Origin of the sequence: Bradyrhizobium sp. 141, from assembly GCF_023074055.1 — a bacterium.
In the GTDB taxonomy this organism is placed as follows: Bacteria; Pseudomonadota; Alphaproteobacteria; order Rhizobiales; family Xanthobacteraceae; genus Bradyrhizobium.
Map to the genome: position 1 here is coordinate 179,417 of NZ_JADPKR010000025.1, position 15,726 is coordinate 195,142.

12 protein-coding genes are annotated in these 15,726 nt (G+C 66.1%); 6 read left to right on the forward strand and 6 right to left on the reverse strand.

Annotated features, from left to right (window positions below):
- The first annotated feature begins 62 nt into the window (after nt 1-62).
- The 6 genes from IVA81_RS08185 to IVA81_RS08210 all read left to right on the forward strand — a co-directional run bounded on the left by IVA81_RS08185 (nt 63) and on the right by IVA81_RS08210 (nt 9,627).
- Nucleotides 63-380: a PilZ domain-containing protein gene (locus IVA81_RS08185; protein WP_247314512.1), complete on the forward strand. Its 318-nt coding sequence runs from the start codon at nt 63-65 to the stop codon at nt 378-380.
- 118 nt (nt 381-498) lie between these two features.
- Entirely contained in the window at nt 499-1,221 is a 723-nt protein-coding gene (locus IVA81_RS08190; protein ID WP_247314514.1) for a nucleotidyltransferase family protein, read from the forward strand.
- Between the two features lie 216 nt (nt 1,222-1,437).
- Nucleotides 1,438-4,584, forward strand: coding sequence for a double-strand break repair protein AddB (addB, locus tag IVA81_RS08195; RefSeq protein ID WP_247314516.1), 3,147 nt, complete (start codon nt 1,438-1,440; stop codon nt 4,582-4,584).
- Nucleotides 4,578-8,087: a double-strand break repair helicase AddA gene (addA, locus tag IVA81_RS08200; RefSeq protein ID WP_247314518.1), complete on the forward strand. Its 3,510-nt coding sequence runs from the start codon at nt 4,578-4,580 to the stop codon at nt 8,085-8,087. The genes addB and addA overlap by 7 nt, the downstream gene beginning before the upstream one ends.
- A 66-nt stretch (nt 8,088-8,153) precedes the next feature.
- Complete coding sequence (gene trxA / locus IVA81_RS08205) at nt 8,154-8,474, forward strand: thioredoxin (RefSeq protein WP_008540017.1); 321 nt, start codon at nt 8,154-8,156, stop codon at nt 8,472-8,474.
- 145 nt (nt 8,475-8,619) lie between these two features.
- Nucleotides 8,620-9,627, forward strand: a complete 1,008-nt coding sequence (locus IVA81_RS08210; protein ID WP_247314613.1) for an ATP-dependent DNA ligase — start codon at nt 8,620-8,622, stop codon at nt 9,625-9,627.
- Between the two features lie 4 nt (nt 9,628-9,631).
- Here the strand turns inward: IVA81_RS08210 and IVA81_RS08215 are convergent, their stop codons facing one another.
- The 6 genes from IVA81_RS08215 to IVA81_RS08240 all read right to left on the reverse strand — a co-directional run bounded on the left by IVA81_RS08215 (nt 9,632) and on the right by IVA81_RS08240 (nt 15,708).
- Complete coding sequence (locus IVA81_RS08215) at nt 9,632-10,372, reverse strand: metallophosphoesterase family protein (protein WP_247314521.1); 741 nt, start codon at nt 10,370-10,372, stop codon at nt 9,632-9,634.
- A 164-nt stretch (nt 10,373-10,536) separates the two neighbouring features.
- A complete protein-coding gene (locus IVA81_RS08220; RefSeq protein WP_247314523.1) occupies nt 10,537-11,880 on the reverse strand; it encodes a folylpolyglutamate synthase/dihydrofolate synthase family protein in 1,344 nt (447 codons plus the stop codon).
- Nucleotides 11,877-12,818 (reverse strand): acetyl-CoA carboxylase, carboxyltransferase subunit beta, encoded by a 942-nt coding sequence (gene accD / locus IVA81_RS08225; RefSeq protein ID WP_247314525.1) that lies wholly within the window; start codon nt 12,816-12,818, stop codon nt 11,877-11,879. Before accD ends, IVA81_RS08220 begins: the two co-directional genes overlap by 4 nt.
- 174 nt (nt 12,819-12,992) lie before the next feature.
- The gene (trpA, locus tag IVA81_RS08230; RefSeq protein WP_247314527.1) at nt 12,993-13,829 is read right to left on the reverse strand and encodes a tryptophan synthase subunit alpha; all 837 of its coding nucleotides are present in this window, start codon (nt 13,827-13,829) and stop codon (nt 12,993-12,995) included.
- Entirely contained in the window at nt 13,826-15,040 is a 1,215-nt protein-coding gene (gene trpB, locus IVA81_RS08235; RefSeq protein WP_247314529.1) for a tryptophan synthase subunit beta, read from the reverse strand. The genes trpA and trpB overlap by 4 nt, the downstream gene beginning before the upstream one ends.
- Nucleotides 15,037-15,708 (reverse strand): phosphoribosylanthranilate isomerase, encoded by a 672-nt coding sequence (locus IVA81_RS08240; RefSeq protein WP_247314531.1) that lies wholly within the window; start codon nt 15,706-15,708, stop codon nt 15,037-15,039. Before IVA81_RS08240 ends, trpB begins: the two co-directional genes overlap by 4 nt.
- Nucleotides 15,709-15,726 lie beyond the last annotated feature (18 nt).

A 15,726-nucleotide genomic window follows, 5' to 3' on the forward strand; every position in this document is an offset into this window, starting at 1 on the left:
AGCCAAGACGTCGGTATTCTGGCGGCGAGACAGCCGGATCATTACGGGGCTGGAGCGGGCACATGGCGGTAAAGACGGACCAGCGCGGCAACAGCCGGGTTGTTTTCGAGCGCGGGATTTCGGCCCAGATGATGGGGATCGACGGCACCTGGCGGCGCGACTGCACCATGGAGGACGTCTCCGAAACTGGCGCCAAGCTGACCATCGACGGCTCGGTGGAAGGGCTGCATCTGAAAGAGTTCTTTCTGCTGCTGTCGTCCACCGGCTTGGCCTACCGGCGCTGCGAGCTTGCCTGGGTCAATGGCGACCAGATCGGCGTCAACTTCCTCAAGCTCGGCGACAGGAAGAAAAAGGCGCGTTCCACAGCCGTCGGGGCATGATGGCAACACCCGTCGTACAACCGTCACGGCGGCTGTTTAAGGCGGTTGAGATGCGGTGCGGCTGATCGAACCTCGTGTTAGGATTGCTGCGAACGCGAAAGGTCTGAGAAAGCGAAGGATGTCCGTCAAACCGACCAAAGCCATGGTGCTCGCCGCAGGGTTCGGCCTGCGCATGCGTCCGCTGACGGACAAGATGCCGAAGCCGATGGTGCCGGTGGCCGGCCAGCCGCTGCTCGACCATGTGCTCGACAAGCTCGGCCAGGCCGGCGTGGCCGAGGCCGTGGTCAACGTGCATTACCTGCCCGACCAGATCATCGATCACACCGCATCGCGCCAGCATCCGCGCGTGACCATCTCCGACGAACGCGACCAGGTGCTGGGCACCGGCGGCGGCGTGGTCAAGGCGCTGCCTCTGCTCGGCGATGCGCCGTTCTTCCACATCAATTCCGATACGCTGTGGATCGATGGCGTGCGATCGAACCTGACGCGGCTCGCTGAAAACTTCGACCCTGAGCGCATGGACATTCTGCTCCTGATGGCGCCGACCGCGACCAGCATCGGCTATAGCGGCCGCGGTGATTACGGCATGCTGCCCGACGGCGCCCTGCGCAAGCGCAAGGAAAAAGAGGTCGTTCCGTTCGTCTATGCCGGCGCGGCGATCCTGTCGCCGTCGATCTTCGAAGGCGCACCGGCGGGCGAATTCTCGCTGACAAAGATGTTCGACCGCGCCAACGAGCAGGAGCGGCTGTTCGGCCTCCGCCTCGACGGCGTCTGGATGCATGTCGGCACGCCTGATGCGGTGCATGCGGCGGAAGAGGCGTTTCTGGAGAGCGTGGCGTAGGGCGGCCCCAAACTCGGTGCCGTAGGGTGGGCAAAGGCGCACTTGCGCCGTGCCCACCATCTCTCTCGATCGCAAAAAAGCGTGGGCACGCTTCGCTTTGCCCACCCTACGGCACCTGTCCTGGTCTCGCGAACAGCGGGGACGACTTCTTCCCAGCCCATGACCATTTGAGCCCACCTCCCTATATTGGCGCCTGATTCCCGAATCAGGCAGCTCATGCGCGTTTTCAGCGTTCCCATCTCGGTTCCGTTCCTGCGCACGGTCGTCGCGGCCCTGCTCGAGGGACGGCTGGTCGAGGGATTCGAGGCGCGCAAGGAACCGGCGCGGCTGGCGGACGCCACGCTGTACCTGCCGACCCGCCGCGCGATGCGCGTCGTCCGCGAGATCTTCCTCGAGGAGATGAAGGCCGACGCCGTGGTGCTGCCGCGCATCGTCGCGCTCGGCGACATCGACGAGGACGAGCTCGCTTTCGCCGACGAAGCCGAGCAATTTTCCGGCGCGACGCCGCTCGACATTCCGCCGCGGCTCGGAGAGCTCGAACGGCGGCTGACGCTGGCGCAGCTGGTCGCCGCCTGGGCCAAGGGCCCGGTGCTGGCGCCGCTGGTGGTCGGCGGCCCCGCTTCCACGCTTGCTCTCGCCGGCGACCTCGCACGCCTGATCGACGACATGGTCACGCGCGGCGTCGACTGGAATGCGCTCGACGGCCTCGTGCCTGATAACCTCGACCGCTATTGGCAGCACTCGCTCGAATTTTTGCGCATCGCGCGCATCGCCTGGCCGGCTCATCTCGCCGAAATCAAACGCATCGAGCCGGCGGCGCGGCGCGATCTCCTGATCGCGGCGGAAGCCAAACGCCTGACTGCGCATCCCAATGGCCCCGTGATCGCGGCGGGCTCGACCGGCTCGATGCCCGCAACGGCGAAATTCCTGCACGCTGTCGCATCGCTGCCGCATGGCGCCGTGGTGCTGCCGGGGCTCGACACCGACCTCGACGACGATGCTTGGCGGAGCATCGGCGGCATTCGCGATGCGCTCGGCAAATTCGCGGAGCACCCGGCCTCGAACCATCCGCAATATGCCATGAATGCGCTGCTGGATCGGTTCGGCATCAAACGCAGCGACGTCGACATCCTTCAGCCGCCGGCAGAACGCGGCCGCGATCTGCTCGCCTCGGAATCGATGCGGCCCTCGGCCAAGACGGAAGTCTGGCACGACCGGTTGAAGCAGCCGGATGTCGCCACCAAGATCGCGGGCGGCATGACGAACCTTGCGGTCGTCGAAGCCCCTAATCCTGAAATGGAAGCCCTCGCGATCGCCATCGCAATGCGCGAGGCGCGGCATCTCGACAAGTCGGCGGCGCTGGTGACGCCCGATCGTGCGCTGGCGCGACGGGTGATGGCTGCGCTGACGCGATGGGATCTCGCGTTCGACGATTCCGGCGGCGACGTGCTGATGGAAACCTCGGCCGGTGTTTTTGCCCGGCTCACCGCGGAGGCCGCGACCAACGGGCTGGAGCCACCGACGCTGCTGGCGATGCTGAAGCATCCGCTGTGCCGGCTCGGCCGGCTGCCCGGCGCGTGGAAGGCGGCGATCGAGGGACTCGAGCTCGCGGTCTTGCGCGGCACACGGCCACCCGCAGGCACGGCCGGCCTGTTGCGTGAATTCAACCGCTTCCGCGACGAGCTAGCAAAGCTGTGGCGCAGCGAACCATCCGCACTGCATCGCGCCGAGCCGCGTGCGCGGTTGAAAGCGGAAGACCTCGACCTCATCCAGGCGCTGATCGATGCTCTGCAAAGATCATTGGCGCCGATCGAAAGCTTGGCGTCATCGAAGCCGTATGACTTCGCCGAGCTGGCGCATCGCCACCGCGAGATCATGATCGAGCTGTCGCGCGACGAGCAAGGCATTCCACTGGCCTTCGAGGAGCGCGAAGGCCTCGCGCTCGCCAGTGCCTTCGACGATCTCCTGCGCGGCGGTACGACCAGCGGATTGATGGTGCCGCTGCCCGACTATCCTGATGTGTTCCAGACCGCGTTCGGCGATCGCGCGGTACGGCGGCGGGATAAGCCCGGCGCGCGGCTCCAGATCTACGGTCCGCTGGAATCGCGCCTGATGCAGGCCGACCGCATCATCATCGGTGGCCTGATCGAAGGCGTCTGGCCGCCAGCACCACGGATCGACCCCTGGCTCAGCCGGCCGATGCGGCACGAGCTCGGTCTCGATCTGCCGGAGCGGCGCATCGGCCTCTCCGCCCACGATTTTGCCCAGCTGCTCGGCGGTGACGAGGTGATCCTCACCCATTCCGCCAAGGCCGGCGGCGCGCCGGCGGTGGCTTCGCGCTTCCTGCACCGGCTGGAGGCGGTTGCCGGCGACGATCATTGGAAGGCGGCCGTTCGCGCCGGCGAGAAATACGTGCAATTCGCCGGCGCCCTCGACCAGCCCGCCGAAGTCAGGCCGATCAAGCAGCCCGAGCCGCGGCCGCCGCGCGCGGTGCGACCGCTCAAAATGTCCGTCACCGCGATCGAGGACTGGCTGCGCGATCCCTACACGATCTACGCCAAGCACATTTTGCGGCTCGACGCACTCGATCCCGTCGACATGCCGCTGTCAGCCGCCGACCGCGGCTCGGCCATCCACGATGCACTCGGCGAATTCACCGAAACCTACGCCACGCGTCTGCCGGACGATCCCGCCCGCGTTCTGCGCGCGATCGGTGAAAAGTATTTTGAGCCGCTGATGGAGCGCCCCGAGGCGCGAGCGCTGTGGTGGCCGCGCTTCCAGCGCATCGCGCGCTGGTTCGGCGAATGGGAGACCGTGCGCCGCGAGGCGATCGAGGCGATTGCCGCGGAGACCCGCGGCGAGATCTCGATCCGGCTCGACAATGCGCGCACTTTCTATCTGTCCGCGCGCGCCGACCGCATCGAGCGCCGCAACGGCGGCGGCTATGCCATTCTCGACTACAAGACCGGACAGCCGCCGACCGGCAAGCAGGTCCGCATGGGCCTGTCGCCGCAGCTGACGCTGGAGGCCGCGATCCTGCGCGAAGGCGGCTTTCCCGATATCGATGCCGGCTCCTCCGTGAGCCAGCTCGTTTATGTCCGTCTCAGCGGCAACAATCCGCCGGGCGAGGAGCGCATCCTCGAGCTCAAATTCAAGCAGGGCGACGAGCCGCAGCCGCCGGATACGGCGGCCGCAGAAGCGCGGACAAAGCTGGAGGCGCTGATCCGTGCGTTCGAGGACGAGAATCAGCCGTACACCTCGCTGAACCTGCCGATGTGGACGAACCGCTACGGCGCCTATGACGACCTCGCCCGGATCAAGGAATGGTCCGCGGCCGGCGGATTGGGGATCGAGGAATGGTGAAGGCACCGCGCCCCATCCCCGACGAGGTGCGCGCGCGGCAGGCGCGTGCGTCCGATCCGACCGCGTCGGCCTTCGTGTCGGCCAATGCCGGCTCGGGCAAGACACATGTGCTGGTGCAGCGCGTGATCCGCCTGCTGCTATCAGGCGTGCCGCCGGAAAAGATCCTCTGCATCACCTTCACCAAGGCCGCCGCCGCCAACATGGCCGAGCGCGTGTTCACCACGCTTGGTCATTGGGTGACGCTCGACGACACCGCGCTCGACGCGGCGATCAAGGCCGTCGGCATTCCGTATCCTGATCGAACGTTGCGCCGCAACGCGCGAAAACTGTTCGCCTGCGCGCTGGAGACGCCGGGCGGGCTGAAGGTGCAGACCATCCACGCGCTGTGCACCCGCCTGCTCCAGCAGTTTCCGTTCGAGGCCAACGTGCCGGCGCGCTTCGCCGTGATCGACGAGCGCGACCAGACCGACATGATGGAGCGCGCCAACCTGAAGGTGCTGCTGGAGGCCGCGCGTGACCCGGAAAGCCTCACCGGCCGCGCGCTGTTGACGGCGATGGCCAGCGCCGCCGACGTCACCTTCAAGGAGGTCGTGCGCGAGGCGTGTCTCAGCCGCGATCACTTCATGGCCTGGACCGACGAGGCTGGCAATGCCGGGGCGGCGGTCGAACAGATGGCAGCTGTGCTGGGCGTCGATGCGGGCGACCGGATCGAGGACGTCGAGACCGAGATTCTCGACGGCCCGTTCCTGCCGCGGTCGCGCTGGGACGATATCGCCTTTGCGCTGGAAGACGGCAGCAAATCCGACAACGACCAGGCCGGCCGGCTGCGCGAAGCAAAAGTCTTTTCCGGCAGCGCGCAGGTCGATGCCTATCTCTGCGTCTTCCTCACCGACGAGAAGCTGCCGCGCAAGGCGGTGCTGACCAAGAAGTTTTGCGATCACAACCCGTCCGTCGCCCGCCTTTTCGAAAACGAGGCGCAGCGGCTCGGTGAGCTGATCGAGAAGCGCCGCGCTGTGACCATGCGCGATCGCACCGCGGCCCTGCTGCACATCGCAACCGCTGCCGCCCAGAACTATCGCCGCGAGAAGCAGGAGCGCGGGCTGCTCGATTATGACGACCTCATCGACAAGACGCTGGCGATGCTGAACCGCGTCGCCTCGGGCTGGGTGCATTACAAGCTCGACCGCGGCGTCGATCACGTCCTGATCGACGAGGCCCAGGACACCAGTCCGCGACAATGGGACATCGTCGCCCACATCATCTCGGAGTTCACGGCCGGAGAAGGCGCGCGCGAAGGGCTGAACCGCACCATCTTCGCCGTGGGCGACGAGAAGCAATCGATCTTCTCGTTCCAGGGCGCTGACCCGCGCGAATTCGATACGCGCAAGCGCGAGTTGGACCGCAAGTTCAAATCTGCCGGGCTGAAGTTCGACCCGGTCGCGTTCACCTATTCGTTCCGATCCGGCGCCGCGATCCTGCACTCGGTCGACCACGTCTTCCGCGATCCCCAGATCTACAAGAGCATCCATTCGATTGACATCGGCCACCCCTTGCACAATTCCCTCAGCGATGCCGGTCCAAGCGTCGTCGAGCTCTGGGATCTCGCGGAAGCCGACGACCGACAGGAGATCGAGGGCTGGCGCGCGCCGTTTGACGGCGTCGCCGTCACCAGCCCCGAGGTCAAGCTCGCACGCCGCATCCAGGCCGAGATCAAACGGCTGGTCGAGAGCGGCACGCTGACCGGGCACGAAGGCGAACGTCGTCCGCTACGCTATGGCGACATGCTGATCCTGGTGCGCCGGCGCGGCAACGCCTTCGACGCGGTGATCCAGGCGCTGAAGCACGCTGGCGTCCCGGTCGCCGGCGCCGACCGGCTCAAGCTCACCGAGCATATCGCGATCATCGATCTGATGAACCTTGCGGACGCGCTGCTGCTGCCGCAGGACGATCTCGCGCTCGCGGTGGCGCTGAAAAGCCCGCTGTTCGGGCTCGATGACGACGATCTGTTCCAGCTCGCCTTTGACCGCAAAGGATCGCTGCGCCGCGCGCTGGGCGACCATGCGGGCACAAGCGAGATATTCGCGACCGCATTGCGCCGTCTCGAGGCCTGCGAGATTCGTGCCCGCCACGAAACTCCGTTCGCCTTCTACGCTTGGCTGCTCGGCGGCGACGGCGGTCGCGCGCGCATCCTGCGCCGGCTCGGCCACGAGGCCAACGACGCGCTCGACGAGTTCCTGGAGCTGGCGCTGAACTACGAGCGCAAGGCGCCGGCCTCGCTGCAGGGTTTCATGGCCTGGCTGCGCTCGGCCGATACCGAGGTGAAGCGCGACATGGAGATCTCGCGCGACGAGGTGCGGGTGATGACCGTGCACGGCGCCAAGGGCCTGGAAGCTTCCGTGGTGTTCATGGTCGACACCACCTCCTCGCCTGCGGATTCGCAGCGACTTCAACTGATCCACGTCCCGCGCGGCAATGGCAGCGAGGTCGTGGTCTGGGCCGGGCGCAAGGCGGACGATCCCAAGCCGGTCGCCGAGGCGCGCACCGCGATGCTCGAGGAGACCGAGGATGAGTATCGCCGCCTGCTCTACGTTGCGATGACGCGCGCGGCGGATCGGCTGATCGTGGGGGGCTGTCTGCCGGGCAACAGGAAGGCGGTCCGCAAGTTGAGCTGGTATGACCTGATCGACACCGGCCTCGCTGGCGCGGGCCTGGACAAGCAGGTCATCGAGACGCCGCTCGGCAAGGTGACGCGATTCGCCCGGCCGGAGGATGCCACAGCGCTCGGCACGCCCGCGACGTCCGTGGACCAGACCGTCGCCCTGCCCGATTGGTTGCGGGCGCCGGCCCCGCACGAGACCGCCGACGACGATCCGGTGCGTCCCTCCGGCCAGCCGGCTGAGGAGGGACGCGCGGTGCGATCAGGCGAATCGGTCCAGTCCCGCGCCCTCGCATTGCAGCGCGGCACGCTGGTGCATCGGCTGCTGCAATCCCTGCCCGACATCGCCGTTGAGCGGCGTCACGAGGCCGCGCTCGGCTTCATGGCCCGCAACGCCGCGGACTGGCCGGAGGCCGACCGCACCGCTTTGGCCGACAAAGCGCTCGCCTTGATCACCGAACCGCGTTTTGCGCCGGTCTTCGCTGCCGGCAGCCGGGCCGAGGTCGCCATTGTCGGCAAGTTGGAGCGGCCGGGCCGCACGCCGGCGCTGGTGTCGGGGCAGATCGACCGGCTGGTCGTGCGTCCGGATGAGGTTTTGATCGTGGATTTCAAGACCAACCAGGCGGCACCCAAAAGCGCGGCTGAGGCGCCTGCCGCCTATGTCCGGCAGCTCGCGCTGTACCGGGCGGTGCTGTCGCGGCTTTATCCCCAAAAGCCGGTCAGGGCCGTCCTGCTCTGGACCGAGGCCCTTGAATATATGGAGATTTCAGCCCCCGCGCTGGACGCGGCGCTGGCATCCCTTCATCTCGGTGTGAGCGTCCTTGACCCGGCAAGGAGCCGTTCATAGGTTGACCGCATGATCCCGGGCGCGATTCCAGGTCGCGCCGATTCTTTCAACGAGTGAGGTACTCCAATGGCGGTTAGCAAGGTTTCCGACGCCGATTTCGAAGCCGAAGTGCTCAAGGCGAACGGCCCCGTGGTCGTCGATTTCTGGGCCGAATGGTGCGGCCCCTGCCGCATGATCGCACCCGCCCTCGACGAGATCGCCGGCGCGATGGGCGACAAGGTCAAGATCGTGAAGCTCAATGTCGACGAGAGCCCGAAGACCGCTTCGAAGTATGGCGTGATGTCGATCCCGACCCTGATGATCTTCAAGGGCGGCGAGATGGCCTCCCGTCAGGTCGGCGCCGCGCCGAAGGCGAAGCTGCAGCAGTGGATCACCTCCGCAGTCTGATCGGCGCCGCATCCAGTTATTTTTCGACAACGGCCGGCGAAATGCCGGCCGTTTGCGTTGATGGGACGTGTTCAGCGTATGACGAGTCCCGCCCTTGCCAGCCCCTCCCGCGAAGCGCGCCCGAAGATCAACCTCTCTCGTCGCGATGGAGGCGCGTTCGGTCGACGAGATCCCGCGCGGCAAGGAGTGGCAATACGAGCCGAAATGGGATGGCTTCCGCTGCCTGCTGTCGCGCAACGGCAGCGACGTCGATCTGCGCTCCAAATCCGGCGAGGATCTCGCGCGCTATTTTCCCGAGATCGTCGCGGCCGCCTTGAAGCTGAAGGCGGATCGCTTCTCGCTCGACGGCGAGATCGTCGTGCCTCAAGGCAAGAGCTTTTCCTTCGACGCGCTCCTGCAACGCATTCATCCGGCGGCGAGCCGCGTGAAGAGACTCTCGGAGGAGACACCGGCGCTGTACCTCGTCTTCGACCTGCTCGCGACGTCCCGGGCGAAAGGTCTGGCTGAGAAGACGCTGAGCGAACGACGGCCGGCGCTGGAAGCTTTTGCGAAGGCCAATCTCAAGGGCAGCATCTTCCGTCTCTCACCGTCGACAGCGAGTTACGCCACGGCCCAAAAATGGCTGGCGCAATCCGGCGGCGGCTCGGACGGCGTCATCGCCAAGCGCGTCGACCTGCCCTATCAGGCCGGAAATCGCGACGGCATGCAGAAGATCAAGAAATTCCGCAGCGCCGATTGCGTGGTCGGCGGCTTCCGCTATGCCACCAACAAGATCGCGGGCCGGAAGGTCGTCGGCTCGCTGCTGCTCGGACTCTATGACGATAGCGGCTTGCTGCACCATGTCGGCTTCTCCTCGGCGATCAAGGCCGAACAGAAACCGGCATTGACCGACCGCCTGGAGGCGCTGATCGGCGAGCCAGGCTTCACCGGGAACGCGCCGGGCGGACCGAGCCGGTGGTCCACGGAGCGTTCGGCGAAATGGTGCCCGCTGAAGCCGAAGCTCGTGATCGAGGTCTGCTACGATCATTTCAGCGGCGAACGTTTTCGCCACGGCACCTCGATCCTGCGCTGGCGCCCCGACAAGGCACCGCGGCAATGCACCTTCGAGCAGCTGAAGCAGAAGGTGGCGGATCCGATGAAGCTGTTGAAGTGAATTGCTACCCGAGCCATCCTGTCGCAATCGCCTGCGCCAGTTCCGGCTGACGGTTGCGCCGCGCCAGCGCGGCCATGGCCTCGTGATCATAGGCGACGTGGCGGAACGTCACTTGCCAGGCTCCATTCGTCAGCTCGAGGAGTGCATAACGCGCGTGCGGCGTACCTGCCTCCACCACATGCGGATATGGATGCTTGTCGCGAAAGCCGGGGCTGCCGACGCTGCCGGGATTGACGATCAGCCGGCCGTCGCGCAGGCGCACGGCACGGGCGAGATGGGTGTGGGCGCAGAGGATCAGGGACTGCATGATGCCTTGGGCGAATTGCTCGATCCTGTCGAGCGACGACAGCGCCACCGCACCGTCGGGATGCACGGTGTCGAGCCAGTAGACTTCGTCGTTGTCGGGCGTCGCGTGGCAGAGGAAAACCTGCCCGCGGAAGATCCGCGTCATCGGCTGTGCCCGCAGCCAGCCGAGTTGCGCAGTATCGAGTTGCGCATGGGCAGGACGATCCCACGAGCCCATCTTCTCCGGCGGACGGTCGAGCAGATAGCGGTCGTGATTGCCGAGCACGTGCACAGCGTCGAGCTGCATCAGGATCTCGATGGTACGGCGCGCATCGAGCGGGCCGCTCAGCATGTCGCCGAGATTGACGATGTCGGCGATGCCTTGCGCACGGATGTCGGCGAGCACAGCTTCCAGCGCGAGATGGTTTCCGTGGACGTCGGCAATCGCAGCAAAACGCATTGTTGTATCCCCACTCTCGTGCCCCGGACGCGGCGCAGCGCGTCTCCCGCGGTGCGCTGCAGAGCCGGGGCCCATCTCGCCGCACTAGGCCGTGTCGCCTTCTGGGTCCCGGCTCTGCGCAGCAACGCTAAGGGCGTTGCAGCGCGTCCGGGACACGCGAGCTCTCATGCAGGAGGCGTGCCGTTCAGCCCCAGCACATGGCCGGCGAGATACAGCGAGCCGGTGATCAGGATGCGCGGCGGCACCTCGTAGGCGAGCTTCGCCAAGGCGCGCAGCGCGGCTTCGACGCCCGAGACGGTCTCGACGCGCATGCCGAGGCTGCGCGCGGCGTCGGCGAGGCGGTCGACCGGCATCGCGTTCTCGGTATCAGGGATCGGCACCGCGATGATGTGACGGGTGAGGCCGGCGAAATTGGCGAGAAAGCCCTGCGCATCCTTGTTGGCCATCATGCCTGCGATAACGACCAGCGGCCGCGACACCCGCTCCTCGAGGTCGCCAAGCGCGGCAGCCGCGACGCGGCCGCCTTCGGCATTGTGGCCGCCGTCGAGCCAGATCTCAGAGCCCTGCGGCCCGAGAGCAAGCAGCTCGCCGGAGGTGATGCGCTGCATCCGCGCCGGCCATTCCGCGCCGACGATACCGGCCTCGAACGCTGCCTGATTGATCTTGAAGCTCGGAACGGCGCGCAGCGTCGCGATTGCAAGGCCGGCATTGTCGAACTGGTGGCGACCGAACAGGCGTGGTGCTGGCAGATCCATCAGGCCGCGATCGTCCGAATAGACCAGACGTCCGCGCTCGACATTGACGTGCCAGCTCTCGTTCGCGGCAAACAGCGGCGCGCGCATGCGCCTGGCCTGCGCCTCGATCACGGCCATCGCCTCGCTCGTCTGCTCTGCGCAAACCACGGGCACGCCGCGCTTGATGATCGCCGCCTTCTCGCCGGCGATCGACGTCAACGTATCGCCAAGGAAGTCCATGTGATCCATGCTGATCGGCGTGATCACGCAAGCCGCCGGCGCGTCGACCACATTGGTCGAATCGAGCCGGCCGCCGAGCCCGACTTCGAGCAGCACCACGTCGGCCGGGTTCTGTGCGAACAGAAGGAACGCGGCCGCCGTCTTCAGCTCGAACAATGTCGCGGCTTCGCCGGCATTGACACGTTCGACCTCTTCGAGTGCCGCACGCAACTCGTCGTCGCCGACGAGCACGCCGCCGCCGACGCGGCCGAGCCGGAAGCATTCGTTGATGCGGACGAGATAAGGCGAGGTATAGGCGTGGACGCGCAAGCCTGAGGCTTCCAGCGTCGCGCGCAGATAAGCGAGCGTCGAGCCCTTGCCGTTGGTGCCGGCGATGTGGATCACCGGCGGCAGCTTGCTTTCAGGGTGCCCGAGCCGCTCGAGCAGACGGTGCATCCGCTCCAGCCCGAGATCGATGCGTTTCTGATGCAGGGCCGACAGCCGCCCGATCAGTTCGCCGAGCGGCGGCTTCTCGCTGTCGGAGGACGCGTTCACGCGTGGGGCGCAGCCGGCGCCGTCTCAGCGGCCGATACGATCTGGGCCGGGCTCGTGACGGCCTGCGTCGGCTTCGATGCGCCTTCCTGTGCCGGCGCCTTGGTCAATAGACGGCAGAGCCGCGCCAGGGTCGGGCGCAGCTCGTGGCGATGCACGACCATGTCGACCATGCCGTGCTCCTTGAGATACTCGGCACGCTGGAAACCTTCCGGGAGCTTTTCACGGATGGTCTGCTCGATGACGCGCGCGCCGGCAAAGCCGATCAGCGCGCCGGGCTCGGCGATCTGCACGTCGCCCAGCATCGCGTAGGACGCGGTGACGCCGCCCGTGGTCGGGTTGGTCAGCACGACGATGTAGGGCTGCTTCGCCTCGCGCAGCATCTGCACCGCGACCGTGGTGCGCGGCATCTGCATCAGCGACAGGATACCCTCCTGCATGCGCGCGCCGCCGGATGCGGCGAACACGATGAACGGTGACTTCTTCTCGACCGCAAGCTCGAGCCCGCGCACGATGGCTTCGCCCGCGGCCATGCCGAGCGAGCCGCCCATGAAATCGAAATCCTGCACGGCGACGACGGCGGCGGAGCCTTCGAGCTTGCCGTAGCCGACCTTGATCGCGTCGTTGAGATTGGTCCGCGCCCGCGCATCCTTGATGCGGTCGACGTATTTCTTTTCATCGCGGAACTTGAGCGGGTCGGGCGTCACTTCGGGCAGCGCGACGTCGAACCATGTCTCGTTGTCGAAGATCGACTTCAGGCGCGCCACCGCGCCCATGCGCATGTGGTAGTTCGAGCCGGGGATGACGAACTGGTTGGCCTCGACGTCCTTGTAAAACACCAGCTGCCCGGAATCCGGGCACTTGATCCACAGATTCTCCGGCGTCTCCCGCCGCAGCATGTTGCGGATCTTCGGCCGGACCACATTGGTAAGCCAGTTCATGGTTTGCTCCGATGTGCGAACCCGCCTTGCGGATCGCCTGAAGGGATATATGGCGGCCGGGCCTCCGCCCGGCAAGCCGCCGTGTCGTCCGCGTTAGAGCATGATCCGGAAAAGTGTGAAGCGGTTTTCCGACAAGATCATGCTCAAACTAAAGAGCTAAAGCGGAATTATGGCCTATTCCGCCGCCTGCTGCGCGCCCTTGACGCCCTGGGCCAGGGCCGCGGTCAGCTCAGCCACTGCGTTAACGGTTTTGCCGGTCGCCCGTCCCTCGGCATCAAGGCTGTTCTTGAGCGCATCGACCAGCGCCGTGCCGACGACGGCACCATTGGCATGGGAGGCAATGGCGCGTGCCGTCTCCGGCGTGCGGATGCCGAAGCCGACGCAGACCGGCAGCTTGGTGTGCCGCTTGATGCGGGCCACAGCCTCGCTCACGGCGGTGGTATCAGCAGCGGCCGCGCCGGTGATGCCGGTGATCGAGACGTAGTAGACGAAGCCCGAGGTGTTGGCGAGCACGGCGGGCAAACGCTTGTCGTCGGTGGTCGGCGTCGCCAGGCGGATGAAGTTGAGGCCGGCCTTCATCGCGGGCAGGCAGAGCTCGTTGTCCTCTTCCGGCGGCAGATCGACGATGATCAGACCGTCGACGCCGGCGCTCTTCGCATCGACCAGGAATTTGTCGACGCCGTAGATGTAGATCGGGTTGTAGTAGCCCATCAGCACGATGGGCGTTGCGTTGTCGTCCTTGCGGAAGCCACGCACCAGCTCCAGCGTCTTCTTCAGCGTCATGCCGGCCTTGAGCGCGCGCAGCCCCGCGGCCTGGATCGACGGGCCGTCGGCCATCGGGTCGGTGAAGGGCATGCCGATCTCGATCACGTCGGCGCCGGATTTCGGCAGCGCCTTGATGATTTCGAGCGAGGTCGCGGGATCGGGATCACCGGCCATCAGGAAGGTCACGAAGGCCGAGCGGCCCTGCTTCGCAAGCTCGGCAAAACGGGTGTCGATACGCGTGGTCACTTCTTGCCCCTCAGGATGTCGCCGACCTGCGGGACGTCCTTGTCGCCGCGGCCGGAGAGGTTGACGACCATCAGGTGATCCCTCGGCCGCTTCGGTGCGAGCTCCATCACCTTGGCGATGGCGTGCGCGGGCTCGAGCGCGGGAATGATGCCTTCGAGCTTTGACAGCAGCTGGAACGCGGCGAGCGCCTCGTCATCGGTTGCTGAGAGATAATTCACGCGGCCGACCTCGTGCAGCCAGGAATGCTCAGGGCCGATGCCGGGATAATCGAGACCGGCAGAGATCGAATGCGCGTCCTGAATCTGGCCGTCGGCGTCCATCAGGAGATAGGTGCGATTGCCGTGGAGCACGCCGGGACGGCCGCCTGCGATCGACGCCGCATGCAGTTGCGTCAGGCCGTGACCTGCGGCTTCGACGCCAAAGATTTCGACCGAGGGATCATCGAGGAACGGATGGAACAGGCCCATCGCATTCGAGCCGCCGCCGATGCAGGCGACCAGCGAATCCGGCAGGCGGCCTTCGATCTCCTGCATCTGCGCCTTGGTCTCGTTGCCGATGATCGACTGGAAGTCGCGCACCAGCGTCGGATAGGGGTGCGGTCCCGCCACCGTGCCGATGCAGTAGAACGTGTTGTGCACGTTGGTGACCCAATCACGCAGCGCCTCGTTCATGGCGTCCTTCAGCGTGCGCGTGCCCGATTGCACCGGCATCACCTTGGCACCCAGCATCTCCATGCGGATAACGTTGGGCTGCTGCCGCTCGACGTCGACGGCGCCCATATAGACCACGCATTCGAGACCGAAGCGCGCGCACAGCGTCGCGGTGGCGACACCGTGCTGGCCCGCACCGGTCTCGGCGATGATGCGCTTCTTGCCCATGCGCCGCGCCAACATGATCTGGCCGAGCACGTTGTTCACCTTGTGCGAGCCGGTGTGGTTGAGCTCTTCGCGCTTGAGGTAGATCTTGGCGCCGCCGAGATGCTCGGTGAGGCGCTCGGCGAAATAGAGTGGCGACGGCCGGCCGACATAGTTCTTGAGATAGCCGTTCATCTCGGCCTGGAACGCCGGATCGGCCTTGGCCTCGGTGTAGGCCTTGTCCAGGTCGAGGATCAACGGCATCAGGGTTTCCGCGACGAAGCGGCCGCCGAAATTGCCGAAATGGCCGCGGTCGTCGGGGCCGCTGCGATAGGAATTTGGCTTGGCGATGTTCATCTGACGCTCAACTCTTGACTTGCATCTTGGGTGGCGCGCGCGGCGCGGATGAAGGCCTTGATCATTTCGGGATCCTTGACGCCGGGCGTGCTCTCGACACCCGAGGACACGTCGACGCCGCCGGCGCGGGTGACACGGAGCGCCTCGGCGAGGTTGTCGGCGTGAAGCCCGCCCGAGACCATGTAGGGCAGCGTCAGATCAAGCTTTTCGAGCAGGTGCCAGTCGAAGGGCTCCCCGAGGCCGCCGGGCCGCGTCGCGTCCTTCGGCGCGCGCGCATCGAACAGGATGCGATCGGCGACCGCGGCATAGCCGGGCAGCACGGCGAGATCGGCAGACGTTGCGACCGGGACCGCCTTCATCACCGGGCGGCCGAACCGCTGCTTGATGTCGCGCAGCCGTGCCACGCTCTCCTTGCCATGGAGCTGGAAAATGTCCGGCGACAGCGCGTCCATGATGTTGTCGAGCGTCGCATCGTCGGCATCGACGGTGAGCGCCACCTTGAGCGCGCGCCCCTTCACCTCGCGGCCGAGGTCACGGCCGAGCTCCAGGGACAGGTGTCGCGGCGACGGCGCAAAGAACACGAACCCCACCATGTCAGCGCCGGCGTCGAGCGCGATTTCAAGCGTCTCGCGCGTGGACAGGCCGCAGATCTTGACGAGCAGGGACATGGTCTCAAAGCAAATGGA

Excerpts from the sequence above, each read along its gene's own strand:
- IVA81_RS08185 (WP_247314512.1), top strand. The coding sequence starts at position 63 with ATGGCGGTAAAGACGGACCAGCGCGGCAACAGCCGGGTTGTTTTCGAG.
- IVA81_RS08190 (WP_247314514.1), top strand. The coding sequence starts at position 499 with ATGTCCGTCAAACCGACCAAAGCCATGGTGCTCGCCGCAGGGTTCGGC.
- addB (WP_247314516.1), top strand. The coding sequence starts at position 1,438 with ATGCGCGTTTTCAGCGTTCCCATCTCGGTTCCGTTCCTGCGCACGGTC.
- addA (WP_247314518.1), top strand. The coding sequence starts at position 4,578 with ATGGTGAAGGCACCGCGCCCCATCCCCGACGAGGTGCGCGCGCGGCAG.
- trxA (WP_008540017.1), top strand. The coding sequence starts at position 8,154 with ATGGCGGTTAGCAAGGTTTCCGACGCCGATTTCGAAGCCGAAGTGCTC.
- IVA81_RS08210 (WP_247314613.1), top strand. The coding sequence starts at position 8,620 with ATGGAGGCGCGTTCGGTCGACGAGATCCCGCGCGGCAAGGAGTGGCAA.
- IVA81_RS08215 (WP_247314521.1), bottom strand. The coding sequence starts at position 10,372 with ATGCGTTTTGCTGCGATTGCCGACGTCCACGGAAACCATCTCGCGCTG.
- accD (WP_247314525.1), bottom strand. The coding sequence starts at position 12,818 with ATGAACTGGCTTACCAATGTGGTCCGGCCGAAGATCCGCAACATGCTG.
- trpB (WP_247314529.1), bottom strand. The coding sequence starts at position 15,040 with ATGAACATCGCCAAGCCAAATTCCTATCGCAGCGGCCCCGACGACCGC.
- IVA81_RS08240 (WP_247314531.1), bottom strand. The coding sequence starts at position 15,708 with ATGTCCCTGCTCGTCAAGATCTGCGGCCTGTCCACGCGCGAGACGCTT.